Origin of the sequence: Cyclobacterium xiamenense (genome assembly GCF_900109255.1) — a bacterium.
Taxonomy (GTDB): Bacteria; Bacteroidota; Bacteroidia; order Cytophagales; family Cyclobacteriaceae; genus Cyclobacterium; species Cyclobacterium xiamenense.
Map to the genome: position 1 here is coordinate 1053154 of NZ_FNZH01000001.1, position 26394 is coordinate 1079547.

General features: G+C 47.9%; 26 protein-coding genes. 22 read left to right on the forward strand and 4 right to left on the reverse strand.

Annotation, left to right across the window (positions count from 1 at the left end):
- The first annotated feature begins 49 nt into the window (after nt 1–49).
- A complete protein-coding gene (locus BMW71_RS03915; RefSeq protein WP_092169683.1) occupies nt 50–730 on the forward strand; it encodes an aspartate/glutamate racemase family protein in 681 nt (226 codons plus the stop codon).
- Nucleotides 731–949: 219 nt separating this feature from the next.
- Here the strand turns inward: BMW71_RS03915 and BMW71_RS03920 are convergent, their stop codons facing one another.
- The 3 genes from BMW71_RS03920 to BMW71_RS03930 all read right to left on the reverse strand — a co-directional run bounded on the left by BMW71_RS03920 (nt 950) and on the right by BMW71_RS03930 (nt 4115).
- Nucleotides 950–1381 carry a nuclear transport factor 2 family protein gene (locus BMW71_RS03920; RefSeq protein ID WP_092169685.1) on the reverse strand — a complete coding sequence of 144 codons (432 nt, stop codon included), beginning with the start codon at nt 1379–1381 and terminating at the stop codon, nt 950–952.
- A 303-nt stretch (nt 1382–1684) separates the two neighbouring features.
- The gene (locus tag BMW71_RS03925; RefSeq protein WP_317041124.1) at nt 1685–2722 is read right to left on the reverse strand and encodes a dienelactone hydrolase family protein; all 1038 of its coding nucleotides are present in this window, start codon (nt 2720–2722) and stop codon (nt 1685–1687) included.
- Nucleotides 2723–2969: 247 nt separating this feature from the next.
- Nucleotides 2970–4115 (reverse strand): sialidase family protein, encoded by a 1146-nt coding sequence (locus tag BMW71_RS03930; RefSeq protein ID WP_092169690.1) that lies wholly within the window; start codon nt 4113–4115, stop codon nt 2970–2972.
- A 495-nt stretch (nt 4116–4610) separates the two neighbouring features.
- Here BMW71_RS03930 and BMW71_RS03940 point away from each other — a divergent pair, with 495 nt between their 5' ends.
- The 12 genes from BMW71_RS03940 (at nt 4611) to BMW71_RS03995 (ending at nt 16679) form a co-directional block, all read left to right on the forward strand.
- Nucleotides 4611–4946 carry an ArsR/SmtB family transcription factor gene (locus BMW71_RS03940; RefSeq protein ID WP_092169695.1) on the forward strand — a complete coding sequence of 112 codons (336 nt, stop codon included), beginning with the start codon at nt 4611–4613 and terminating at the stop codon, nt 4944–4946.
- Nucleotides 4947–4983: 37 nt separating this feature from the next.
- Nucleotides 4984–5868 carry an arsenite methyltransferase gene (locus BMW71_RS03945; RefSeq protein WP_092169698.1) on the forward strand — a complete coding sequence of 295 codons (885 nt, stop codon included), beginning with the start codon at nt 4984–4986 and terminating at the stop codon, nt 5866–5868.
- Nucleotides 5869–5893: 25 nt separating this feature from the next.
- Nucleotides 5894–6661, forward strand: a complete 768-nt coding sequence (locus BMW71_RS03950) for an arsenate reductase/protein-tyrosine-phosphatase family protein (RefSeq protein WP_317041125.1) — start codon at nt 5894–5896, stop codon at nt 6659–6661.
- Nucleotides 6662–6869: 208 nt separating this feature from the next.
- On the forward strand, nt 6870–7889 hold the full coding sequence (gene arsB, locus BMW71_RS03955; RefSeq protein ID WP_092169701.1) for an ACR3 family arsenite efflux transporter: 1020 nt from the start codon (nt 6870–6872) through the stop codon (nt 7887–7889).
- 97 nt (nt 7890–7986) lie between these two features.
- Complete coding sequence (locus BMW71_RS03960; protein ID WP_092169703.1) at nt 7987–8451, forward strand: DinB family protein; 465 nt, start codon at nt 7987–7989, stop codon at nt 8449–8451.
- A 294-nt stretch (nt 8452–8745) separates the two neighbouring features.
- A complete protein-coding gene (locus BMW71_RS03965) occupies nt 8746–9990 on the forward strand; it encodes a glutamyl-tRNA reductase (RefSeq protein WP_092169706.1) in 1245 nt (414 codons plus the stop codon).
- 323 nt (nt 9991–10313) lie between these two features.
- Nucleotides 10314–11174: an ATP phosphoribosyltransferase gene (gene hisG / locus BMW71_RS03970; protein ID WP_092169708.1), complete on the forward strand. Its 861-nt coding sequence runs from the start codon at nt 10314–10316 to the stop codon at nt 11172–11174.
- A gap of 92 nt (nt 11175–11266) precedes the next feature.
- Nucleotides 11267–12559, forward strand: a complete 1293-nt coding sequence (gene hisD, locus BMW71_RS03975) for a histidinol dehydrogenase (protein ID WP_092169712.1) — start codon at nt 11267–11269, stop codon at nt 12557–12559.
- A 2-nt stretch (nt 12560–12561) separates the two neighbouring features.
- Entirely contained in the window at nt 12562–13641 is a 1080-nt protein-coding gene (gene hisC / locus BMW71_RS03980) for a histidinol-phosphate transaminase (protein WP_092169714.1), read from the forward strand.
- A gap of 9 nt (nt 13642–13650) precedes the next feature.
- Nucleotides 13651–14751: a bifunctional histidinol-phosphatase/imidazoleglycerol-phosphate dehydratase HisB gene (hisB, locus tag BMW71_RS03985; RefSeq protein ID WP_092169717.1), complete on the forward strand. Its 1101-nt coding sequence runs from the start codon at nt 13651–13653 to the stop codon at nt 14749–14751.
- Nucleotides 14752–15006: 255 nt separating this feature from the next.
- Nucleotides 15007–15813, forward strand: coding sequence for a tetratricopeptide repeat protein (locus BMW71_RS03990; RefSeq protein ID WP_092169720.1), 807 nt, complete (start codon nt 15007–15009; stop codon nt 15811–15813).
- Nucleotides 15814–15932: 119 nt separating this feature from the next.
- On the forward strand, nt 15933–16679 hold the full coding sequence (locus tag BMW71_RS03995; RefSeq protein WP_092169722.1) for a polyprenol monophosphomannose synthase: 747 nt from the start codon (nt 15933–15935) through the stop codon (nt 16677–16679).
- Here BMW71_RS03995 and BMW71_RS04000 read toward each other — a convergent pair.
- Entirely contained in the window at nt 16666–17886 is a 1221-nt protein-coding gene (locus BMW71_RS04000) for an ABC transporter permease (RefSeq protein WP_092169725.1), read from the reverse strand. The two genes, BMW71_RS03995 and BMW71_RS04000, sit on opposite strands and share 14 nt — an antisense overlap.
- A gap of 38 nt (nt 17887–17924) precedes the next feature.
- On the opposite strand from BMW71_RS04000, the gene BMW71_RS04005 reads away from it, so the two are divergent.
- From BMW71_RS04005 to BMW71_RS04045, 9 genes are all read left to right on the forward strand, one after another.
- Nucleotides 17925–19139, forward strand: a complete 1215-nt coding sequence (locus BMW71_RS04005) for an exo-beta-N-acetylmuramidase NamZ family protein (protein ID WP_092170284.1) — start codon at nt 17925–17927, stop codon at nt 19137–19139.
- A gap of 6 nt (nt 19140–19145) precedes the next feature.
- Complete coding sequence (gene fmt, locus BMW71_RS04010) at nt 19146–20093, forward strand: methionyl-tRNA formyltransferase (protein WP_092169728.1); 948 nt, start codon at nt 19146–19148, stop codon at nt 20091–20093.
- A 141-nt stretch (nt 20094–20234) separates the two neighbouring features.
- Nucleotides 20235–20783 carry an RNA polymerase sigma factor gene (locus BMW71_RS04015; protein ID WP_092169731.1) on the forward strand — a complete coding sequence of 183 codons (549 nt, stop codon included), beginning with the start codon at nt 20235–20237 and terminating at the stop codon, nt 20781–20783.
- Nucleotides 20784–20816: 33 nt separating this feature from the next.
- The gene (locus BMW71_RS04020; protein ID WP_092169733.1) at nt 20817–21191 is read left to right on the forward strand and encodes a hypothetical protein; all 375 of its coding nucleotides are present in this window, start codon (nt 20817–20819) and stop codon (nt 21189–21191) included.
- A 1-nt stretch (nt 21192) separates the two neighbouring features.
- Nucleotides 21193–21654 (forward strand): Spy/CpxP family protein refolding chaperone, encoded by a 462-nt coding sequence (locus BMW71_RS04025; RefSeq protein ID WP_092169736.1) that lies wholly within the window; start codon nt 21193–21195, stop codon nt 21652–21654.
- Nucleotides 21655–21781: 127 nt separating this feature from the next.
- On the forward strand, nt 21782–23092 hold the full coding sequence (gene xseA / locus BMW71_RS04030) for an exodeoxyribonuclease VII large subunit (RefSeq protein ID WP_092169739.1): 1311 nt from the start codon (nt 21782–21784) through the stop codon (nt 23090–23092).
- Nucleotides 23089–23304 carry an exodeoxyribonuclease VII small subunit gene (gene xseB / locus BMW71_RS04035; protein WP_092169741.1) on the forward strand — a complete coding sequence of 72 codons (216 nt, stop codon included), beginning with the start codon at nt 23089–23091 and terminating at the stop codon, nt 23302–23304. Before xseA ends, xseB begins: the two co-directional genes overlap by 4 nt.
- 104 nt (nt 23305–23408) lie before the next feature.
- Nucleotides 23409–25877, forward strand: coding sequence for an NAD-dependent DNA ligase LigA (gene ligA, locus BMW71_RS04040; protein ID WP_092169744.1), 2469 nt, complete (start codon nt 23409–23411; stop codon nt 25875–25877).
- 19 nt (nt 25878–25896) lie between these two features.
- The gene (locus tag BMW71_RS04045; protein WP_092169746.1) at nt 25897–26391 is read left to right on the forward strand and encodes a DUF6913 domain-containing protein; all 495 of its coding nucleotides are present in this window, start codon (nt 25897–25899) and stop codon (nt 26389–26391) included.
- The last annotated feature ends 3 nt before the right edge of the window (nt 26392–26394 follow it).

The window sequence follows — 26394 nt, forward strand, 5'->3', positions numbered from 1 at the left end:
AAAGACCCCTCTTTTTCTTACTTTGAACAAACATTTCAGCGAGGTATCTATGAAAAAAATCGAATTAATTGGCGGTACTTCCTGGCACGCGACCATCGTCTACTACCGCCTGATCAACGAAATGGTGAGCGAACGGATCGGCACGCAGGCAAATCCGGAATTGCTTATCTACAGCCTGAATATCGAACTGATGCGGGCGCAGGATAAAGAAAGAATCAATGCCAGGTACCTGGAAATTGCCCTAACCCTGCAAACAGCCGGTGCCGAAGCCCTGGTCATCTGTGCCAACACGCCCCATATGGTCTACGAATTCGTGCAACCACACCTAGCCATACCCCTACTGCACATCGCAGACGCCGTGGGAAAAGAGGCGAAGAAAAAAGGGCTGAAAACCCTCGGCCTTTTGGGCAATCGGCCCACCATGACCGGCGCCTTCGTTTCCAGTCGTTTGGCAACGAAATTTGGTATCCAAACAATTATCCCCGACGAACGGTATCTCGCACAAAATCATTGGTATGTGTCCAACGAACTCACGCAGGGTGTGTTTAGCGAAGCGGCAAAATCGTTCTTTCTGGAACAAATGCACCTGCTTCAAAAAAAAGGGGGCGAAGGCATTATTCTCGGATGTACCGAATTGCCTATCCTGATGGACAAAACGGCGTTCGCATTACCGCTACTTGCGACCACCACGCTACATGCCCGGATGGCTGCTGATTATATCCTGGAATGATTGGTGGTTACAAGCATTGAAAAATTAGCCAACACTCTAGCCAAAACGATTCCGAAGCCTGGAGGAAAGCTGCTGAAGGCATACCAACTGAAACCTGACCAGAGGACCCAGGAAGCATTCGGAAGCGATGCCTACGCGAGTTCCTTCACGTAAATCTCCAGGAACAAGTTTCTAAGCCTGGTGCCAGGTAAGCCACGTAAATCGGAAGGAGTCGAAGTCCTACTTCCCCACTCGAACTCCGGCGTAGGTTTGCCGAATGATTTTTCCGTTTCGGATGATAAAGGTATCCGTAGCAAAGCTCAGGCTAAACGTCGGAGTATCGGCCTCCCACAAAATATAGCCCACATCCTGCACCGACAGGCTTTGGCTGAGCGTCAGCTTGGCTTCCTGGGTGGGAAAGGCCCGAAAGGCGTTGACAAAGTTTTCCCGGATTTCATCCAACCCACGAAAGGTACCATTGGGGGTGATTAGAATGGATTCTTCTGTGTAGTCCTCCATGACCCCATCCAGGTCATTTGCCAGGAAGGTTTGCCAATGATGGTCCAGTACGGCCTGGGTCTGGGATTGGTCAATTTCCTCAGAGGAGGAATGGGAAACACATCCGTTTGCCAGCAGTGCTAGCAGGAAAATAAAAGCAGGTGATTTTTTCATGATCGGTGATTTTATTCGTAAATATAAAAAACCTGCGTGTCAATGCCGCTATTCCCAGAAGCAAAAATATACCGATGATCCGGCGGCAGATAAAATGCTAGGTGACGAAGGTCTTACCAGACCTTCGGGGATTGGAAAAACCCAAAGGTCAATTTTCACAACCCTTGAGGTCTTTGAGACGTCGAGGTTTTTTTCGTGCACGTCCGTTTTTCATAAGTTCTGGCTTTTCTCAGTGCTGCGGTACTTCGCACATTCGGTGTCTTTCCGAAAAACGAATATAATTGGGTATTTTTGGATTTATGGTTACAACCATTCCCGTAAAAACTGCAAAATATCGGCCCGCATTTCTGGGGTTTCTTCATGAGCAACCGGATATATCTTCAATTTCCAAGCATCCGGTGCCCCATCACGGGCGTAAACAGCCTTTAAATTTTTATCAATGATTTCCAGTCCTTCCAGGGGTGTCAATGGATCAAACTCCCCTGCCAGACCCAAATGTGGCCTGGGAGCAATAAGGGCATTGATGGAGGATGTCGTGAAGTGGTTCAACAGGTCCGGAACATAGTAGTAAATCCCGTGAAGGCGAAGGTCACCTTGCTCCACCAAGGTATGAAAATCGGTCAGGCAATTCAGGTCGATGGTCACCTTGATCCGCTCATCCAACGCCGCCAACCACCAGGACATGGTACTGCCCATGGACATCCCCATCGTGGCAATGCGGTTGGAATCAATATCCTCCCGGGAAACCAGGTAATCCAGGGCCCGCAGGTTGTCATACACCATCATCCCAAACAGCACTTCTCCCTTCCACAACATTTCTTTGAAGATATCCAATTCTGCCCTCCCGGACCTTTCCCCAAAGCCCCAGGAATCGATGCAAAGACCGGCATACCCTTCTTTTGCAAGGGCAATGGCAAAGGGAGGTGACTGCATTTCTTTTCTGCCCAGGACAAATTCATTCTTTCCTACTTCGTATTGCCCAAAATGGGAATGGTTGAACAGGACTACCGGCAGTTTACCGCTGGCATTTTTGGGTTTGGAAAAATAAGCAGGAACTGACTCTTTCCCGTTGATGTCCAGCCGCAATTTTTGGATGATCACCCCGTCCCTTTCCTCGGTCGAAAGCAGCTCCACGCCAATAGGTCTTTCCCGGTCAGGAAGCCTACCGAGCAGCGCGTACAGTTTCTCCCGTTGTTCGGCTTTGTTCCAGGTCTCCGTCATAAAATCTTCCATGGCTATCGATTTGGTTTGGGCGAGCGCCCGACAAAACGGACTCATACTACAAATGACTCCGATAATTCCGATAAAAATCCCAGTTACTAATGGACGACTTACAAGCATATTGTATCGGTTTTACTTTTTTTAATTGCCAATTCGTTTCACGGTAGCCCGCAAAGGTCCTGCGGGTCAGTTCGCCAAATGCTCCTTTTCTTAGTAACAACCATTAAATGCAATTAGATAGTATCTAATACTGATTACCAGCTATTTATAGTTCCCAATTAGAAAAAAAGGTTGCATACCTCGTATGCATGTTGGACGGGGGATGCAGCGATCGAACCCGTATCACTACCGCCACTGGGCGATTTGCTCACCGCTTTGGTAAAAAGGCACGCCAGTCTTTGCCATCGGTCAGCCAAGCCAGGTTAAAGACCGCTATCTTACCTACGGTGCTGGGATGCCCGGATCCCTCGTACAGCAGAAACACCAGCCCTTCGCTAGGCGTACCGGCCCTACCGGCGGTCAGAGAAGAATAGGCAAAGCCACCCGGTTCTACCAGTTTTTTTACCGGCCAGGTCTCTCCTCCGTCAAAGCTGGCCCATACCGTACCGTGTGTCCTTCCCTCCGGAGATTCAATATTGCTAAACAGGAGAATATCATGCCCTGCTATCGGAAGCCGTACCAAACCGGCCATCAGACCATAATCCCTACTTTGATCCCCATCCGGCAAGACCTCACTTACCGAAAGCTCCTCCCAGGTATGCCCTCCATCACGACTTCGGGCAATGTACCGCATCCGCGGGTTCAGGCCATCGGTCGATAAATGCCTGCGGGAGTTGTAGTAAAGCGTCCCATCCGAAAGTTCTGCGATGGCTGCTTCACCGGTACCCTTTGCGGGAAAGGGCGCACTGGTTTGCCAGGTCTTGCCCCCGTCATCGCTATAGATGGCGTTCGTATAGTGGCTTTCCCAATATTCGCGATCGTTGCCGCCTCCGTAATACCGGGTAGGACGGATCAATCTCCCTTTTTTATCTCCAAAGCGAAGCGTTATACCGTGTTCGTTCATGTGCATGGAAGGAATATTTCCCAGGCTATCAGGCAGGATGGTCGTTTTTTCCGCATTCCAGGTTCTACCCTGGTCGCTACTCCGGTACAGCGTAAGCGGCGCGATGGGATGACTGTCTTCGACAAAAGCCAGGATATCCCCACTTTCCTCGTCCACCGTGACGCCTCCTCCCTGAAATCCGGGCTTCGCCAGGGTGGTAATTGAAGACCAGGTTTTACCCCCATCTTCGCTTCGTCGTACCTGATAGCTTTGGTTTCCCCAGGTAGCGACAATGGATCCGTCCTTGGCCGTCACCACATTGGGAAACCGTTCCGTCGGAAAGAGTTCTTTCACTTCCATGATCGGGTTTCCTTCGTTCCAAAACGCATTTTCTCCGCGCTGCGCATAGGAGCAGCCAATGGTGAAACCGAGAATGAGGCCCAATACCTTTTTCCTGTTAATTGAGTTCATGCCTTGCTTTGTAAAATGGACGCTTTGGGACAATACCCGGTCGAATTTTTCCTACGCTAGCGGTGCGAGCGATACACCTCGCTGCACTTTCCAATTGTTCCCTGCGGTACCGACGTTCTCTGTGACTAGCCACTTTTACATGCAGCGGGTACCCCCGCATGCATTGCCCGCCTGAACGGATACTTGCATGTGAGCTGCAGGTATTCGGCTCAATCCAACACAACTTGGTTCAAACCATCCGCGCATCGACTACCCAATAATAGGAATATATTCCGAAAGTTCCATTTTTTACGATGAGACGGGTTAAAAACCCCAAAAAATCCACGCCGGGTTTCAGCTGTACCGGCTCGTATACCGAAGAAAACACGGAAAAACAACCGCTGTAAATCGGTCCCTGATGCCGGAAAGGTAAATGAGTAGAAATGAAAAAAACTAACGGAATCGCTTGCGCCACTCATCTGCATATCGTAATATTGCAATAAATAATTATCACACATGGGCGTTACAAAAACCAATCTATTTTCCGAAACCCAAAATGAACTGGCTCTCGCGGCAAAGGCATTTGACCACCCCGCACGGGTAGCGATCATTCACTACTTACTGAAATCCAACGCCTGCATAAACGGCGACCTGGTACAGGAACTGGGACTGGCGCAGCCGACCATCAGTCAACACCTGCGGGAATTAAAGGCAATTGGCATTATTCAGGGGACCATTGAAGGCTCCCGTATCAGCTATTGCATCAATCCCGTCCGCTGGGCGGAAATTAGAAACCAATTCAATCAACTCTTTGACCAGTACCCGGCTCCCCTTTCCGGGGACTGCTGTTAAAATAGTCACACAACGAACAATTTAAAAATCCAAAAGCATGAGCAACGATCAGGAATTAAAAAACATAGTAAAAGCGCAATACGCGCAAATCGCAACACAGGAAAAAACCACCAACGCCGCCTCGTGCTGCGGAGCCACGACCCCTTCCAATAAGGTTTACAACATCATGATGGAAGACTATTCCGAAACGAAAGGTTACGTGGAAGCAGCCGATCTCGGTCTGGGATGCGGCCTGCCTACCCAATTTGCCAAAATCAAAAAAGGCGATACCGTCATCGATTTGGGTTCCGGCGCAGGAAACGATTGTTTTGTGGCCCGACACGAAACCGGACCGGAAGGAAAAGTGATCGGAATCGACTTTACCCCCGCCATGGTCCAAAAAGCACGACGCAATGCAGAAAAAATGGGCTATAACAACGTGGAATTTCGGGAAGGCGATATCGACAACATGCCCGTAAATGAGGAAGTAGCCGATGTAGTAGTCAGCAATTGCGTGCTCAACCTGGTTCCCAATAAGGAAAAGGTAATCCGGGAAATTTTCCGGGTATTGAAACCGGGCGGTCACTTTAGTATCTCCGATATCGTATTAATGGGCGTACTTCCCGAAGCCCTGAAGGAAGATGCCGAAATGTATGCCGGATGCGTGGCTGGGGCGATTCAAAAAGACAGCTACCTCCAGCACATAAAGCAAGCTGGATTTCAAAACATCCGCCTCCAAAAGGAAAAGTCCATTTCCATTCCCGAGGACATTTTGGGAAAATACCTCCGGCCAGAGGAGCTAATGGCGTTTAACCAGGGAGGAACCGGCATTTACAGCATTACCGTCTATGCAGAAAAACCAGGAGCTACCGACGAAAGCAAGAAAACACGTTTTTCAACCCAGCAAGCTGCCTCCTGCCAGGAAGGAACGGGCTGTTGCTAGTGTTTTATACCGAAAATATACTGTTATGAGCCAATCTACCGTACCTTCATTATTTCTTATCGTCTTCTTCATTGCCTGTTCGCCTTCGACAAAGAAGAACCAGACCATGAACGTATCCGAAATCAACGCAATTCAAGTCACCATGTCTACTGAAAACAAAACCGAAACATCAGCCCTGTACCCCGAATTGGCCCAGTACGTACAATCCCTCCTTCCCGATATGGCGGCTATTCCTGAAGACCGAAAGGAACTGCTGCAGGAGGTTGCCTTGTTTGTGCGGGAAAAAAAGCAAGCCAACGAACCGGCAAACCTTACCTTTATCTGCACCCACAATAGCCGACGAAGTCACCTAAGCCAGATTTGGGCGGCGACAGCCGCCGCGTATTACGGGCTGGAGGAAGGGATTCATACGTATTCCGGCGGTACCGAGACCACGGCATTTAATCCCAGGGCAGTAGCTGCCATTGAACGTGCTGGTTTCCGGGTAAACCACACAACAGGAGACAATCCGCATTACATGGTGAGCTTTTCAGATCAAGGACAGGTAATCGAATGTTTTTCTAAAAAATACGACGATCCATTTAACGCTTCTGAAAATTTTGCTGCCATCATGACCTGTTCGGATGCGGATAAAAATTGTCCCTTCATCCCGGGTGCATCCCTCCGCTTACCCATCCCCTACGTGGATCCAAAGGAGGCAGATGGAACGTCCGAAGAAGCCGAGGTTTACGACGAACGCACGCGTCAAATCGCTACCGAAATGTTTTACATAATGTCCCGGGTCAATTCCTGATACCCGCCGGATTGTAGCAAGTATTGGTTTTCTGCACGATGTTGTACGGTGCAAAGAAGGTCGATCCCGGCATCCCCGCCCCGTTCACGTCGGTAAACGTTACCGGAGGGGCGGGCTATTCCTAACGGTAATGCCGTGAAACAACGCGCAGGCATCAGAACAAGGCATTGAAAAACAGGTAACAAACACACACCAAACGCAAAAATGGATGAAAGAAATCGGCTTTTTTGAAAAATACCTAACGGTTTGGGTGATACTTTGCATTGCAGCAGGTATCGGCATCGGTGCTATTTTTGGAGAAAACATGAGCTACCTTTCCTCCCTGGAAATCGCACATGTAAACATTCCGGTAGCGGCACTTATCTGGTTAATGATTTATCCCATGATGGTACAAGTGGATTTCAGCTCGTTGAAAAAAGTTGGAAAGAATGCCAGGGGGCTGGGGCTGACAGTAGTCGTCAATTGGCTGGTAAAACCATTTACCATGGCCTTTTTTGCATGGATATTTTTTGACCAGGTGTACAGCGCCTGGCTAACACCCGAACAAGCAGACGAATACATTGCCGGGGCCATTTTATTGGGAGCCGCCCCCTGCACGGCCATGGTATTTGTCTGGTCCTACCTGAGCAATGGCGATCCCACTTACACCCTGGTACAGGTATCCGTCAATGACCTTATTCTATTGGTAGCTTTTGTTCCCCTCGTACAATTGTTGTTGGGCATTACCGATTTCCAAATCCCCTACGACGTGCTGGTCACCTCAGTAATCGTATTCGTCCTCATTCCACTGGTGGCGGGCTACCTAACCAACCGGCTCCTGATCCAGAAAAAGGGAGCGGACTGGCTGAAAACAAAATTTTTACCAAAACTAAAACCACTTTCTATTTTTGCCTTATTGACTACGCTGGTTTTGCTCTTTGCTTTTCAAGGCGAGCAGATAATTGCCCAACCCCAGCACATTCTTTTGATCGCCATTCCATTAGCCCTGCAAACCTACGTCATCTTTTTTCTGAGTTGGGTGGCGGGCAGGTACCTGAAACTACCCTACCGGGTATGCGCTCCGGCCTCCATGATCGGTGCCAGTAATTTCTTCGAGTTGGCCGTGGCGGTCGCCATCGCCTTGTTTGGGTTGAGTTCGGGTGCGGCACTGGCGACGGTAGTAGGCGTGCTGATTGAAGTACCGATCATGCTTTCGCTGGTCCAACTTGCCAAACGGTGGGCGTATTGATAAAAAAACTGCGGCTACTTTTTGGCTTTCTTCCGGTTCTTGGCCAGGTATTGGTCCATCCGGAACCGAAACGTATATCATTAAATCAACGTTTTTTATGCAAACAAATACTGAATTAGTACTTGCACTTTGGGAGGAAGCAAGAACACGTTTTTCGAATCAGCTAGATGAACTGAATCCCGAAGACCTACGAAAAAAATTGGGCACCTCGCCAAATTCTGTGGGCTTTCTCATACGCCATATTGCAGATGTGGAGTTGCTCTTTGCGAAAAATGTTTTCGGCGATTCTTCCCTGTCGGTAACGGCTAAAACCGTTATTGCAAAAAAAGACACGGGAGAATGGACCGACCTGGATACAATAAAAAGCTACGCTTTGTCTGCGTTTGAAACGCTGCGCTCAATTTTGCGGCAACAAACCGATGCCGATTGGGAAACCAGTATTCGTACCCAGGAGTTTGGCGCAAAAACCAAGGCAGAAGCATTGGGTAGAATTACCTCTCATACCGCCTACCACGCCGGACAACTTGCAATTGCTGTAAAATACGGACGTATACCGGAATAAAACGACTCCAACCACTAGTTTTATACGCCAGTCTTGGGTATATTTCGCCGCAGTTTGACCGGCAACAAGGTACGATTTACCGGCGATTTTTGAAACTTTGTCATCGAATGCGCCGATTTTTACCCCCGGTTTTAGCCCATTGACCGATTGATGCATCTCGTTCACCGAATAATTTCCTCGGGCTGGAATCGATATGCTACTTTTATATCATAAAATTTTTCAACCGGGAAATCCGGAGCAGGAAGCGCCTTCGTAGGTTCTTCCAGTCGAAACAGCAAATTAAAACAGCATACAATGGGACAGTTCAGGTTATTGAGTTTCAGCGCAGGATTTCAAAAAAATCAGGAAAACAGCTTCCTTTTGACCCAGGCCGAGTCAAGGGAACTATTGGCAGAAGTTAGGCAGTGCTGCGACCTGTCCGAAGCATTGGTCGTGTCTACCCCCGAGAGAACCGAAATCCTTTACTACAGTGCCGGGCCACAGGAGGACGAGATATACGCGGCCCTTCGAAAAATAAAAACCGGCCTATACCTTCCGGAAAAAAATGTTTTTCAGCAAAACTGCAACGAGGAAAGCGCGCTTACCCACCTTTCTGAGTTGTGCTTTGGCGTTCAGGCCACCACGTATGGCGCCTTACCGCTATATCCTCAGTTTTTAGAGGCATTTGACCTCTCCGGGCAAGCAGGATTGAAAGGCACGCTTCTAAGCGAATGGGAAAGCTTTTTGCAGCGCACCGACGCCTACTTAAGCAAAGAGGTGAGTTACCAGGCACCGTCGTTTTCGGTTTCTTTCACGGTAGCGGACATGGTCGCCGAATTGGTGAAAAAAATCAAACAGCCCAAAATCGCAATTCTCGGTTTCAACGCCATGGGCAAAAAGGTTTACCAAAACCTACGAAGCCGGGGATTTGAACGAATCGTGATTGTAGAAAAAAGCATTCAGCCATTTGGTAACCTTCGGGGCTCGGAATTGAAGCAATTTATTTACGAGCCCTTTGAGCAACTGTCAAATGTAATCCGGGAAAATGATATTTTAATTTCCACGCTGGAGAATGGTGAAGACCTAATCGTTACCGACTATTTCAATACCAGTTTTTCCTCCGTGAAAATACTTATTGACCTGGCGGTAAAAAGCGAATTGATCCATTCGCTGCAATCGCATTCTCAAGTGGTCTTTTTTGAACTTGCGGACATCTATCAGGTGATCGAAGGTAAAATGGAAATAAACAAAAGCTGGTTGAAAAAAGTAAAGCCGCTGCTTGTACAGCAAAGCGAACACTTTTTCCACTGGCTGGATAAAAAAAAAGCGGAAGAAATTCTCGAAGAGGCAAAGGCTCTACTGATGCCGGGCGAGGAGTTGGAGCCCCCCTTTCCTAAGGTGATAACCGTCCAAAAACCTCGGGTAAAAAAGGAAATCCTCTCGGATCAGGGGTATAAACAGGTGTTGGAAAAATCGATTGATAAAATCCGAAACCACACCCCTTACAAGGATCTTGTCAGTTACCAGCGTCTTGTTAATGAGTTTTTTCTGTACAATTAACTTTTTATAGATGCGGGAATAATAAAAATAATTTTTTGGTTAGGTTGGTTTATTGATAGAGAGGCTCCGGTTGGAGCCTCTTTTTTGCGTTAGTAATCCCGTTTTTATTTTGCTTGTTGGCGATCGCTCATTAAATTTGCATCGTTATGAAAATCTCCGGGAGCAATTGCCATACCTATTCATTTTTCCACGCAGCGACTGCTTGTTGGCATCATGCAGGGCATCATTCCGCTTAAATCCCGGATGCGATCTTTTTAGAAGGATCGTGCCAGTCGATCGATTCGCCTCTCTAAAAAATTTATTCACCAGTGTATCAGTAATCCATGGAAAATAGTATTCGAATAGCTGTTCAGAAAAGCGGGCGGTTAAGTGAGGAATCGCTTAAACTAATCAAAGAGTGTGGAATAAAATTTTACAACGGCACGGGAAAACTGAAATCCACCGCCACCAACTTTCCTATTGAGTTTCTTTTTTTGAGAGACGATGACATTCCTGGCTACGTAGCAGACGGCGTTGCCGATTTGGGTATTGTGGGAGAAAACGAGCTGGTAGAAAAAGACAAGGACGTGACCGTTTTGAAAAAGCTAGGCTTTTCCAAATGCCGGCTATCCCTGGCCATTCCCAAGAGTGAAAGTTACCCCGGGATCCAGTATTTTGAGGGAAAAAACATTGCCACCTCCTACCCGAAAATACTGGGGGACTACCTCAAGACCCAGCAGGTACAGGCAGAAATTCACGAGATAAGTGGATCGGTGGAAATCGCCCCGAGCATCGGCCTGGCCGAAGGCATTTGCGACATCGTAAGTTCCGGCTCTACCCTGATGATGAATGGACTAAAGGAAGTAGAGGAAATTTTCCAATCCGAGGCTGTATTGATCAGCAACCGGGGCCTGTCCGGGGAAAAGCGACAAATCGTACAAAAACTACTGTTTCGCATGGACGCGGTACAGAAAGGAAAGAAAAACAAGTACGTGCTGCTGAATGCTCCGAACCACTCCCTGGATACGATTGTTTCACTGATTCCCGGAATGCGCAGTCCGACCATTCTACCCCTGGCGGAAGCGGGATGGTCTTCCGTGCACTCGGTTATTAGCGAGGATCAATTTTGGGAAAACATTGAAGAATTACGGGCGGCGGGCGCTCAGGGAATCCTGGTAGTGCCCATTGAAAAAATGGTCATTTGATCTGGAAAAAAATTCGGCCTTATTTGTGAATAGTTTCATCGAATCAATCAACCTGTTTCACATTAGTTTTAGGGAAATTTAACGCATGCATCATGAAAATCCTGATCAATCCCGATACGAAAACCTGGAATAAAGAGCTGGCCCGGCCCGTTCATAAAATGAAAGAAATCGAAAAGATCGTTAAACCAATCATGAAGAAGGTCAAACGTCAGGGGGACAAAGCCCTTAAGAAGTTTGCCCTGGAATACGATCATGTGGAAATTGACTCCTTGTTGGTAGAAGATGCAGAAAGAAATGCTGCCGGCGCAAAACTGCGTACCGAACTGAAAGATGCCATCCAAACGGCCCGGTATAACATCGAAAAGTTTCACAAGCTGCAGGAAATGCCCGCAATAAGTTCGGAAATCATGCAGGGAGTCACCTGCATGAGACGAAGTGTCGCCATACAAAAAGTGGGCTTGTATATCCCCGGCGGCACCGCCCCCCTGTTTTCCACCGTATTGATGTTGGGCATTCCGGCAAAGTTGGCCGGATGTCAGGAAATTGTTTTGTGCACCCCCCCCGACCCCCAGGGAGCGGTTCACCCCGCCATCCTCTATACGGCTTCCCTAATTGGAATAACGAAAATAGTCAAGGCTGGCGGAGCCCAGGCCATTGCTGCCATGTGCTATGGAACTGCCTCGGTACCCCAGGTGGACAAAATTTTCGGTCCGGGCAACCAATACGTCACCGCTGCAAAGCAGCTGGCTACCCGACAGGGAGTAGCCATCGACATGCCGGCGGGACCCTCAGAGGTACTGGTCTATGCCGATGATACTGCTATCCCGGATTTTGTCGCTGCCGACCTGCTCTCGCAGGCCGAACACGGGGTTGATAGTCAGGTGGTCCTGGTATGTCCAAGTGAAAAGTTTGTAAAAAAAGTACTGGCGGCTGTGGAGGAGCAACTCAAAGAACTTCCGCGACAAAAAATTGCCAAAAAGGCATTGGAAAACAGCGTCGCAATCGTCATGGAAAAGATGACAGATGCCCTTGACCTGATCAATGCCTACGCACCCGAACACCTCATTTTAGCGGTGAAAGAAGAGGAACGGGCCGTGCAGGGAATCGTGAATGCCGGATCGGTGTTTATCGGAAATTACACCCCCGAAGCGGCGGGAGATTACGCATCGGGCACCAATCATACCCTGCCTACCAACGGGTACGCGCGAAGTTATTCCGGCGTCTCGCTGGATAGTTTTGTGAAGAAAATCACGTACCAGAAAATCACCGCCGAAGGAATTCGGTCCCTGGGTCCCGCCATCGAAGTAATGGCGCAACACGAAAACCTGGAAGCCCATAAGCGTGCCGTTACCGTCCGTTTAGACTACCTCGTCAACCGCAAGTAACAATGAGTTTTGATCTGCAACAGCTTTTGCGTCCCCACATCGCCGCACTGAAACCCTACTCCTCTGCCCGCGACGAATACAGTGGAAACGAGGGTATTTTCCTGGATGCCAACGAAAACCCTCTGGGATCCATCACCGGCCAGGCATATAACCGGTACCCAGACCCCTATCAATCCCAGCTCAAACAAAAACTCGCCGACATAAAAAACGTGTCCAGCGAACGCATTTTTCTTGGAAATGGCAGCGATGAAGCCATTGATCTCTTGTTCCGCGCCTTCTGCAGACCGGGTATTGACAACGTAATCATCATGCCTCCCACCTATGGCATGTATGAAGTAAGTGCCGGTATCAACGATGTGCCTGTCAGGAAAGTACCGCTGACACCGGATTTTCAACTGAACCCGGAGGAGGTTTTAGCAGCCGTAACGGCAGCTACCAAAATCATCTTTATCTGCTCACCCAATAATCCCAGCGGAAATAAACTGTTGCGGGAGTCCATTCTGACCGTACTGCGGGGATTTCAAGGCCTGGTGGTCGTAGACGAGGCCTACATCGATTTTAGTGACGAGCCCAGCTTTATTCACGCTTTGGATGAATTTCCCAACCTGTTGGTCATGCAAACCCTATCCAAAGCCTGGGGATTGGCAGCACTTCGATTGGGGATGGCATTCGCCTCCAGGGAAATTATCGCCATTCTCAACAAAATCAAGCCGCCCTATAACATCAGCGGACTAACTCAAGCCACCGTCATCAAGGCACTCGGCAATACCGACAAATTGGAGCAGATGATCGAAGAGATTCAGGTGCAGAAGGAACAACTTCGGCTGCAGCTGGAGAAAACGGCGGGTGTAGAAAAAGTCTATCCCTCACATGCTAATTTCTTTTTGGTAAAAGTTCCCCATGCAAAATCGGTATACCAGCAGTTGATTACTAAGAAAATCATCGTTCGTGATCGCTCTGGGGTATACCACTGCGGTGATTGCCTGCGAATTACCGTGGGAAACCAGGCAGAAAACGAGCAATTTATCCGTGCTCTGCAGGAAATACTCGCCACACCCATTGCATCCGGTTTAGAAAACTAACGATTAGGCATGAAGAAAAAGGTTCTATTTATTGACCGGGATGGCACCATCATCAAGGAGCCTCCGACGGATTTTCAGGTAGATAGCCTGGAAAAGCTCGAGTTTATTCCCCGGGCGATTACTAATTTGAGTAAGCTTGCCGAAGAGGGAACCTTCGAGTTGGTACTCGTAAGTAATCAAGACGGCCTGGGTACTTCCTCTTTTCCAGAGGAGACTTTTTGGCCGGCACAGTACAAAATGCTCAAAACCCTGGAACAGGAGGGGGTTGTTTTTTCCGCGATTCACATTGACAAAACATTTCCGCATGAAAACGCTCCCACCCGCAAACCCGGAACGGGCATGCTCCTCTCCTACCTGAATGGCGACTACGATTTAGCGAATTCGTACGTGATTGGAGACCGACAAACGGACGTTCAACTAGCCAAAAACCTGGGCTGCAAATCCATCTACTTTAACGAGGAGCCATACGCTGAAGCCGACCTATGCCTGGCGTCCTGGGACGAGTTGTACGCTTTTCTGAAAGTGCCGGCAAGAAAAGCCAGCGTGACCCGGACTACCGCAGAAACGCAAATAGCCATCGAGCTAAACCTGGATGGTACGGGAAAGAGCTGCATTCATACCGGTCTGCCGTTTTTTGATCACATGTTGGACCAATTGGCCAAACACGGAAGTACCGACCTGGATATACAGGTAGTGGGTGACCTGCACATCGACGAGCACCATACCATCGAGGACACGGCACTTGCACTCGGAGAAGCGTATCTTCGGGCGATGGGCGACAAAAAGGGAATCTACCGCTACGGGTTTTTACTACCTATGGACGATTGCCTGGCTCAGGTAGCGGTGGATTTTGGCGGCAGACCCTGGCTGCTTTGGGAGGCAACCTTCAGGCGCGAAAAAATCGGTGATATGCCGACGGAAATGTTTTACCATTTCTTCAAGTCCTTCAGCGATACCGCCAAATGCAACCTGAATATCAAAGCCGAAGGCGAAAACGAACACCACAAGATCGAAGCCATTTTTAAAGGGTTCGCCAGAGCTATCAAAATGGCCGTGCGCCAAGACCTTCAAGCCCTGGATCAGCTTCCCAGTACCAAGGGATCGTTGTAAAAAAAAGGGCTATCCTCACTGTTTCTGGATAGCCCTTTACAAAAAATAGCCGTTTTTTATCGTATTGCTTCTTTTCCGTAAACGTGTGTTTGGAAGCCGCATTCGGCCGCAAAGCCAGGTAGCTATGCGCGGCATTATCCCGAGCGTCTTTCGGTTGGTAGATACGAAGTGGCTGCTTATCTGGATCAAATTCCATTGATTTTTTGTTGGAAAAGGAATAATTGGTATATTTAAAACTAATTAATTAATGACAACATGTCCCGTTCCGCCGCATTTCCGACCATATTAGGTATCTTACTAGTGATTTCGAGTTGCATCGGAAACTACCGGGATGCAGAGAATTTGTACCTGAATGGCCAATACGAACGGGCCATTGACGAGTTTAACAAGGTGCTTTTTATCAGCGGGACTGACCTCAAAGCCCTGCATCTTCGGGCCAGGTCTTACGAAGAATTGGGCAACTATCCGGAGGCATTGGCCGATTACCGGAAAATTTTGGCGCTAAGTCCCACACACGCCCAGGCCTATGCCGGAATTGGGAAAATTGCCTGGGAGCAAAATGATCTGAAAACAGCTGAAAAAAACCTCTTATTGGCTGCCATGCACGATCCCAAAGACTACGATATACTGCTGCTGCTTTCTCGCTCAATGATCAAAAACGGCCGTTACAAAAGTGCCGTGGAGTTTTTGGAAGAAACGATTCGGCTTAAGCCGGAGGAACCCATGCCGCATTTTTATATGGGCATTGCCATGGCCTATTCGGGTGATGGACTAGGTACCATCGTTTCATTTAATAAATACCTGGAAATCGAGCCCGATAACCTTACCGCCAATTATAATCGGGGTTTTGCCCTGATGAAACTAGGGTACAGGGAATGGGCCGTAGAGGATTTTGACCGGGTATTAGAGGAAAACCCCAAGCACTACGAAGCGCTTGCACGAAGGGCTCTCTGCCTGATTGAAAAAAACCCCAGACAAGCCTGCTTCGATTTGGAAACAGCTGCTCTTAATGGAAATCCGTTGGCGAAAGCAAACCTCCAACGATGCGCGGCTACGCGATAATTTGGTGGATATTTTCCGGAAAACTTTTTCATTTGCATTTTTTAACTTCCGATTTGGATCAGTAATTTCTTTATCCCAAAGAAAATACCGTTTTTAATTCTACTTTTGTTGTCTGAATGATGAATAATTCCAAGCTAGTCATTATCCCAACCTACAATGAAATGGAGAATATCCAGGACATTATCCGCGAAGTTTTGTCTTTGCCGGATAATTTTGATGTGTTGGTCATCGATGACGGATCTCCGGATGGAACAGCGGACCTGGTACGGGACATGCAAAAAATGTATTCCGGAAAGGTCTTTTTGAAAGAAAGAACCGGGAAACTGGGCTTGGGAACGGCTTACCTGGAAGGGTTTGCTTATGCCCTGGAGAAGGGCTATGCATTTATTTTTGAAATGGACGCGGACTTTTCCCACAACCCGCAGGATCTGAGCCGTCTGTATGCAGCAGCCAGCGAAAAAGGCCGCGACCTGGTGATTGGCTCTCGGTACGTTTCCGGGGTCAATGTGGTCAATTGGCCAATGGGCCGCGTTTTGATGTCGTTTTTCGCCAGCAAATACGTGCAGTTTATCACCGGTATTCCTGTACGGGATACCACGGCCGGTTTTGTTTGTTACCGCAGGAGGGTTTTGGAAGCCATTGATTTAAACAAGGTACGGTTTATTGGGTACGCGTTCCAGATAGAGATGAAATTTACCGCATGGAAACTGGGGTTTTCCATCCACGAGGTCCCGATCATTTTTACCGACCGGACCAAAGGAGAATCCAAGATGTCGAAGCACATCTTTCGGGAAGCGATTTTTGGAGTAATCTACATGAAGCTCAAAAGCATGGTGAAAAAATACCGCCCAGTCAATCAAACTTGATCGATTTAATCGGATTGATGTTACTGATGATCATCGCGGGTAAAAACAGCACCGTGGTGGTGACCAACAAGACCAACAGGTTGAGGCCCAGAATGGTGGACCAATCCCAAAAAACGGGTACGTAACTCATGTAATAATTTTCAGGGTTTAGGCTTACCCAATGCGTTTTGTCCTGGATGAATCCGAAACCCAGACCGATTAGGTTTCCCAATAGCAAGCCCCTGCCGATAATCCGAATGCCATTCCAAATGAAAATATTCCGGATTTGGGCATTTTTTGCACCCAAGGCCTTCAGCAGCCCGACCATGGGCGTTCGTTCCATAATCAGAATAAATAGAATGGATACCATGTTGAAGGCTGCAACAAAAAGAATCAAGGATAAGAACACGTACACGTTGTTGTTTAGCAACTCGAGCCAGTCAAATAGCTGCATAAACTTGTCGGTAGCTTTCACCAGGCGCAAATCGTAATCGATGTAGTCGTAGAGGGCGGCTTCGTAGGTGTCGATTAGTGCCGGATCCTTCAAAAAAACTTCAAAGCCTCCGACCTGGTCTTCGTCCCAATCGTTAAGCACGCGTATCAGTTGAATGTCGCCGATGACGATTTTATCGTCAAAATCCTCAAGAAAGGTCTCGTAGATCCCCACTACCTTCAACCGCCTAAAACGGGGTGGATCCTGCACAAAATACATCGTAACCTGATCACCCACGGAAAGGAGCATTTTCCGGGCAATTTTTGCACTGAGAATGATTTCATTCGAAGGGTTGCCAGTCGGCGAAAATTGCAGGAACCTACCATCGATCAACGAGGCCTTGAAGGATAGGCTGTCAAATTCGGGGCCCACTCCTTTCATCATGACGCCTTCAACTTCGTCCGTTCCTTTAATAAGGCCTGCCTTATTGGCATAGGACTGAACGTGCCGGATGTAATCCAGGGAGGCGAAATTGGTATAAAAACTACTGGAAGTACTGGTCGGAGAATCGTCAAGCGCCTGACTCATGACAAACCGATTGACCTGGTAATGACCTGTAAACGAAAAAACCTTGTCGGCAATGACCGTCTGAAAGCCTTCCAAAATCAAAAAGGACACAATCATGATGGAAAGCCCCAACGCAATGCTGGCTACGGCAATCCGGTGAATGGTACCGGTGAAACCTCCCGTCTTTTTAAAACTGATTCTTTTTGCAATGAAGTAGGAAAGGTTCAATGAAGTCGTTTATTTTGTTAACTGAAATGCAAATTAACATGAAGCACGTAAAATTAATACTTCTCCCGGTATTTTTGTTTGGTAGCCTGGCATTTTGCACAAGCAAAACCGATTCGAATGACGGCAGGAAAGAGCCCCTGCCCTCCCAAAACGATACCGAAATCATGCCTGGCGCCGATCGCCCATCGGTCTACCTACCTAAGCTGAGAAACAAGCGCGTGGCCTTGGCGGTCAACCAAACGAGTGTGTTAACCCAGGGCGAATCCAAACACCTGGTTGATTTTCTCCTGGAGGAGGGCATATCCGTACAAAAGGTATTTGTGCCGGAACACGGTTTCCGGGGAAATGCCGACGCCGGAGAGAAGGTAGAAAACCAGGTGGATCCGAAAACAGGGCTTCCGCTGGTATCGCTCTATGGAGATTCAAAAAAACCGTCGCAGGAAGCCCTGGCGGATGTAGATGTGGTCATTTTCGACATACAGGACGTGGGCGTTCGTTTCTACACGTTTATCAGCACCCTTCATTACCTCATGGAAGCCTGCGCGGAACAGGGCAAGCCCTTGATGATCATGGATCGCCCAAATCCCAACGGAGATTACGTCGACGGACCCGTGCTTCAGCCCGGTTTTGAAAGTTTTGTGGGCATGCACCCCATACCGGTAGTCCATGGGCTTACCGTAGGCGAGTTGGCCCAAATGATCAACGGAGAAGGGTGGCTAAAAGGCGGAATCAACGCAGAAATCGATATTATCACCATCAAAAACTGGCAGCATTCGGACGCCTATTCACTTCCTGAAAAACCCTCCCCAAACCTTCCCAACGACCTTTCCATCCGGCTTTACCCTTCCCTTTGCTTTTTTGAAGGCACAGACATCAGCCTGGGTAGAGGCACCGTGTTTCCCTTTCAGGTATATGGGTATCCCGATCCGAAATTTGGGGAATTCACCTTTACTCCGGTAAGCATCGAGGGCATGTCCAAAAACCCTCCGCAGCAAGATAAGGTCTGTTATGGAAAAGACCTCCGATCGGAGCCCTTGAGCCATCGGTTTACGCTGGACTACCTACTGGAGGCCTTTCGAATAGCCGATACGGGTACCGGATTCTTCAATGCTTTTTTTGACAAGCTCGCTGGAAGCGACCAATTGAGAAAAGCCATTTTAGACGGAGCCTCGGCGACAGAAATCAGGGAATCCTGGGAAGAAGATTTGGACAACTACCGACGAATCCGGGCTAACTACCTGATTTATGATTAATTGATTATGAAAAAAAAATTGCGAATCCTTTTTATGGGCACCCCTGATTTTGCCGTTGCCTCCCTGAAACTGCTGGTACAGGAGGGATGGAACGTTGTGGCAGTAGTCACCGCCCAGGACAAGCCACAAGGCAGGGGAAGAAAGCCCAAACCCTCACCGGTAAAAGCATTTGCAACGGAGCATCAATTACCGGTATTGCAACCTCCCAACCTGAAAAGCCAGGAATTTTTGGAGACCTTACGTGGATTTAGGGCAGACCTGCAGGTAGTAGTGGCATTCCGAATGCTTCCGGAGGTCGTTTGGTCCATGCCGAAAATGGGGACCTTTAACCTACACGCGTCCCTTTTACCGGATTACCGGGGAGCTGCCCCGATAAATTGGGTATTGATAAACGGTGAAACAAAAACAGGGCTGACCACCTTTTTTCTCCAACAGGAAATCGATACGGGAAACATCCTGTTTCAGGAGGAAGAACCGATAGTACCCGAAGACAACGCGGGCACGCTTCACGACCGACTCATGCACAAAGGAGCCGCCCTGGTACGCAAAACGGTAGAAGCCATAGCAGGGGGCTCCGTTCACCCAAAAGCCCAGGATCCATCAAAAGCCGTGCACCAGGCACCAAAAATTCACAAGGAAACCTGCGAAGTTGACTGGAAAAACCCCGCTGTGCAGCTTCACAACCTGATTAGGGGACTATCGCCCTATCCCGCGGCCTGGTGTTGGTTCGGTTCCCGGATGTGTAAACTCTACCGAAGCCAACTCGTGGACCAAAGCAAACAGGGGCTGCAACCCGGTGAATTTACCACCGATTACCAAACTTACCTGCACGTTCAAACCGGCGAAGGCGTGTTGGCGATAATGGAACTCCAGTTGGCAGGCAAAAAGCGTATGGAAATCTCGGATTTTTTGCGGGGAAATACAGCCACGCTAAAAGAAATCGGTCTTCCATGAGAAGCCATACCTTGCATAAGGTAGCGACAGCCGGGACAAGCCCCACGTGCGCGCCCAGGTTGACCCCGTACCCAGGGAAGCAGCGATTCTTTTTGCACCAGCGATTAAACCTTTGCGGGTTTACCCGGTCTAAGTTGCCGAATGGTACCCCTAATTGACGCAAAACTTTTAGAGCTAATTAAAGACCCCGAAACCCGAGAAAAGGGCTTTCGCGTGTTCGTGGAGACCTACCAGAAACGGGTCTACGGGATGGTGAGAAAAATGGTAATCATACACGAGGATGCAGATGATATCGTGCAAAATACCTTTATCAAGGCTTACAAAAACATCGACTCCTTCCATGGGAAATCCACACTATTCACCTGGATATACCGGATCGCTGTCAACGAAAGCCTTAATTTTTTAGAAAAGAAAAAGCGGAGAAATTTCTTCTCCATGGAGGACCATCACGAGGTGATGTTGGGATACCTGGACCGCTCCTCCCTTATTGATGGGGACGAAATACAGCGTAAATTGCAAAAGGCAATCATCCGCTTACCGGAAAAACAACGTTTGGTCTTTAATTTGAGGTACTTCGAAGATCTACCGTACGAGGAAATTAGCAAAATGACCCAAACCACTGTGGGCGGATTGAAAGCGGGCTATCACCATGCGGTAAAAAAAATTGAAGAAATTCTGAAGGAAGAGTAAACCTTTGTTAAAATTACCTGTCTAATCAATCGTATGAACAAATTTCCAAAAGAATCGATCTTTAAAACTCCGGAAAACTATTTTGATAGCCTGCCGGATAGAATCCTGAGGAAAAGAAAGCAGCGGATTCGGCAGTTGTACCTCACTGGAGTGGCAGCCGCAGTGGTCTTCGTGGTTGGATTTGCCTTTGTGTTGGTTCCGCGTGTAGAAAGCGACGCTACCAATTTTCAAACAGCCATTAATGAAGAGGTCGATTATTACATTACTGCTGGTACCTGGGATGAGGTTGATGTATTGCTGCTGGCAGATAATCCAAACGAACTCCTGGATGCGATAACGGCAGCGGAGTGGCGATCTGAATTGGGAGCGGAAGACGAGGAGTTGTTGTTGAACGAAATTTTGTTTTGATATGAAAAATTGGATCGTAATCGGGCTTTTGTTCGCTTGCTCCCTTCCTGGCTACGGGCAACGGGAAAAGCGGGTAGACCGGGAAAAATTGGAAGCGGCACGGGTGGCTTTCATTACCAATCGGCTATCGCTTAGCCCGGAACAGGCAGAAAAATTCTGGCCGCTGTATAACGAACACGAGGATAGCCGCAAAGAACTAATGCGAGAGCTGTACCGTATTTCCAAAAAAGCAAAGGAAGATGGGCTTACCCAGTCGGTAGCACAGGAATTGATGGAAGAGCGTTTCGACCTCCAACAAGCACTTTTACAGCAGGAAAAGGAATTCCTCGGCAAGGTCTCCGAAACATTGACGCCCGTACAAGCTTTGCGACTCAACGAAACCAATAGGGATTTTGCCCGCCACATTTACCGCATGCAGGGACGAGAGCGGGAAAAAGAACGCGAACGACAGCCCGAAAACTAACGAAAGTAAGCAAACTAAACCAATCTTATTCTGTTCTTTTCAAAACGAAAATGGAACGGCTACCACAAAACCGGCAAAGAGCCGGTTTTTTTGGTTTAGACACGGTAATTTTTTGTTTATTTGTGGTATGCAACAGGCCATCACTTTAGCAGCACTCAACGAACAGATCAAGCAAACCCTGGATGCCAACCTATTGCCCAGCTACTGGGTAATCGCGGAAATCGGCGAGCTCAGGGATTCCGTAAAAGGACATGCCTACCTGGACCTTGTTGAGAAAGCTTCTTCGGGGATCGTGGCAAAAATGCGGGGCAATATTTGGTCCTACACCTACCAGACGATCCGGAGAAAATTCGAATCGGTGACGGGTACGCCCTTGCAAAGCGGGATGAATATTTTGGCACTTGTTACGGTTCAATTTCATGAACTATACGGCATTAGTCTGGTGATCAAGGACATCGACGCTAATTTCACCCTGGGGGAGCGTGCAAGAAAGCGTCAGGAAATCATAGATCGACTGAAAGCAGAAGGACTTTTCGACCAAAACAAACAGTTTGTACTCCCAAAGGTAAGTCAAAAAATTGCCCTCATTAGTTCGGTGACAGCGGCCGGATATGGTGATTTTGTCAATCAATTGACGGAAAATCCCTATGGCTATCGGGTACATGTGCGGTTTTTCCAGGCCTCCATGCAGGGAAACAATGCGGTATCCGAAATAATTGGGGCCATTGACCGGGTCGAAGAACTTCAATTGACGGAGGGATTTGACATGGTGGTACTTATCCGGGGAGGCGGTGCCCAAACGGACCTGGATTGCTTCGATGCCTATGAGTTGGCAAAAACCATCGCCAATGCCGCTCTCCCGGTTGTCACGGGAATCGGTCACGATCGCGACGAATCCATCGCCGACCTGGTGGCCCATACCCGGCTAAAAACCCCGACAGCTGTGGCTAGCTTTATTCTTTCCGGATTTCAAGAATACGAAGATTCCCTGCGGCGACAGATGGTCTACGTAGAACGGTACACCCAAAAAAAACTAAATCTGGCCTCGGAAAGGCTGCTCGGAAACGTTCACCTGCTTAAAAACCTTTTTTACGGAAAAGTGAGTGGTGAAAAAAACAAGTTGGACAGCTCCGCACAAAAAACCCTGCGACTATCCCTGCATAAACTCGAAAAAAAACGCATCCAGGTAACCAACTTGCAGTTTTACCTAAAAAAGTCCAGCAGCATTCGTTTGCAACAGTCCCTTCTGAAGCTTGAACAATACGAGAAAACCATACGGCGTTCCGATCCGGTCTACCTTCTATCCAAAGGGTATACGCGCACGGAAAAAGACGGGGTTCCGCTGCACAAAACCAGGATTCAATCCGGAGACACGATCGTTACGTACAGTCCGAATAAGAAAATCACTTCCCAAATTAAAAAAATTGATACCGCATGACAAAACCCACAAAAAGCCTTTCGTACGACGAGGCACTCAAGCGATTGGAAACCATTGTTTCTCAATTGGAAGAGCAGGACCAGGGCATGGACGAGCTTACACAATTGGTCAGGGAAGCCAGTACACTGGTAAAAACCTGCAAGATGAAATTGAAAATGACCGAAGAGGAAATAAAGAATTCCTTTATCGAGGAAGATGGCTCACTGGACTAAATCCCCAGGAAAAATGAGCGAAACTTCCTCGAATTACAGCTGGGGTACATGGTATATGAACCAAAAATACTACATTTGAAAGAGGATATGTGGACTTTTTTTCAATGAACAAACCAAGCAAAGAAGAGGCGGAAAAACAAATCGCAGAATTGACAAAAACCATCAATTACCACAATCACTTGTATTACCAGGAAGACAGGTCCGAAATAAGTGATTTTGCGTTTGATCAGTTGTTGGACAAACTAATGGTTTTGGAAGATTTCTATCCGGAGTTAAGGGAGCCGGATAGTCCCACGCAACGCGTAGGCGGAACGATTACCAAGAGTTTCGAAACAGCTACCCACGCAGTTCGCATGCTTTCGTTGGGCAACACCTACTCGAGAGAGGAATTGAACGCTTTTGACGAGCGGGTAGAAAGAGGGCTGGGCCACCGGGATTTTGAATACCTCTGTGAGTTGAAGTTTGACGGGGTAGCCATTAGTCTGGTTTACGAAAATGGACTTTTAATCCGTGCCGTCACCAGGGGAGATGGATACAAAGGAGATGTGGTTACCGAAAACGTCAAAACCATTCGCACCATTCCACTGGTTATTCGGGGAGACAAATCCCTTCCCAGCTATTTTGAAGTGCGCGGCGAAATTTTTCTTTCGCGAAGAGAATTCGAGAAGATCAACGAGGAGCGGATAAATCGGGGTGAAATGCCCTTGGCAAACCCTCGCAATGCCGCTTCGGGAACCCTAAAAATGCAAGATTCGGCAGTTGTCGCCAAAAGAAGACTGAATTGTTACCTGTATCAATTGATCGCCGATGAGCTACCCATGGACAAGCACGACGAGGCGATCGATCGGCTAAAATCCTGGGGCTTCAATATCTCCCCCACCTTCAAGAAATGTAGTGACGTAAATGAAGTACTGGCCTATATTGAGGAATGGCGGGAAAAACGCCACCAATTGCCGGTGGAAACGGATGGTGTGGTCGTAAAAATAAACGATTACCAGCAGCAAGAGGAGCTGGGTTATACCGCTAAAATCCCCAGATGGGCCATTGCATTTAAATACCAGGCAGAAAGCGCCACGGCCACCTTACTCTCGGTAACCTACCAGGTGGGCCGAACCGGCGCTATTACACCTGTCGCCAACCTCTCTCCTGTTTCCCTCGCAGGAACGACTGTCAAGCGGGCCTCCTTGCACAATGCCAACGAAATTTTACGGCTAGACTTGCACGAAGGGGACGTGGTACGCGTGGAAAAAGGAGGAGAAATTATCCCAAAGATAACCGAGGTAGTTCGTGAAAAAAGAGACAACGACAGCGAACCGATCCGCTTCATCGCCACCTGTCCGGAATGTGGCAGCCCACTGGAACGAAAAGAGGGTGAAGCCAAACACTTTTGCCCCAACGAGGCCGGTTGTCCGCCCCAAATACTGGGGAGAATGGAGCATTTTGTCTCCAAGAGAGCGATGGATATTGATTCGTTGGGTACCGAACGGCTGCGCAGCTTGATTGAACAAGGCTACCTAAGTAATCTGGCGGATATTTACGACCTTCCGGAAAAAAGGGAATGCTTGCTAGGCCTGGAGGTTTCGGACGATCACTACACAAAAAGCAGCGAGGGCTACTTGCTGGTCGGAATAAAAAAAGCCTTATACGCCCTTACCCAACAGGTAAGGCTGAAAGAGATTGAAACCTTTTTGGAAAGTCAGCAATCGACCGGCTTACTTAAAAAAATCAGCATTTTTGCCGACCAATTGGCTGAAATTTCTGGAAAAAAGGCAGAAAACCCGGCCCGTCTGCGATGCCTTATTGACCTTCTCGAAAATCAGGACTTCGATGCAGTGGAAGATTTTGTTCCCGTGGCCAGTGTTTTGGCATGCATTCTACCGGAAGGAAGGGAAAACCTGGGGCAGTTGACCGCACTATCCAAAAATAAAAGCACCTTGCATGACCTATTGATCCGGGGTGGGCTGCGGATAGAGGGGGGCTACATGGACCAGGTAAATAAACTTAAAGGAGGCACGTTTCAGGAGGGGGTCATCCAAAACATGATGGAAGGGATTCGACAGTCCATCGCTCAACCCTTTCCAAAAGTATTGTTTGCCCTGGGAATACGCAATATTGGTGAAAATACGGCGATTTTACTGGCCCGGCACTTCAAAACTATCGACCATTTAATAGGAGCCACAGACGAGGAATTGCTGGAGATCAACGGCGTCGGGGAAACCCTGGTCCAAAGTATTCGCTACTTTTTTTCCGACCCAAAAAACCTGACCCTTATTGACCGGCTAAAGAAACAGGGGCTTCGGTTCGCTATAGAAGAGGACGATACAAAACTCACCAGTCGGGCATTAGAAGGCAAGAAAATTCTTGCCTCCGGGCGATTAAATCATTTTAAACGAGACGAGATTGTGGCCTTTATCGAGTCGCATGGAGGCACCTATGCAAAATCCGTCTCAAAAAATCTGGATTTTATCGTGGAGGGCGAGGAAATGGGGCCTAGCAAGAAGGAAAAGGCCATAAAATTGGGAATTCCCCTCGTGTCTGAGCAGGAATTCCTGGAAATTTGTAAAACCGTATAAAAAGATTAAACAACACACAATGAAGTGGATTAGGGAATATTTTGTAAAAAATGCTTTGGAGAAACCAAGGAAATTGAAGACCCAGAAGTCCATCTTATTGCACATAGAGAATATCAAAACCATCGCAATATTGGGCAACGATAAGGAGGAGATCGACCAGATAGCGGCGGTGGTGCATCGGGATCTCGGTGAAAAAATTGAAATCCTCGGAAATTACTACGACGAAAAATCTGTGGATGAACAGGCGTTTTCCTACAAAGATTTTACACTATTTGGTAAACCAGGAGAAAAACTAAACCAATTACTTTCCGTTCGACCAGATTTGATTATTTTTACTTCTGAAAAGCTGAATTACTTTACCCTTTATCTGCTTCAATTACAAGCGTCATCGTACAGCATGGGTTTTTTTAGCGAAGAGCTAAAGCCTTATCTGGATTTGATGTTAAACAAGGAGGAAAAAGATATCCAATCGGGTACGGCATTATTGATTAAATATTTAAAGCAGATCAATTAGTAA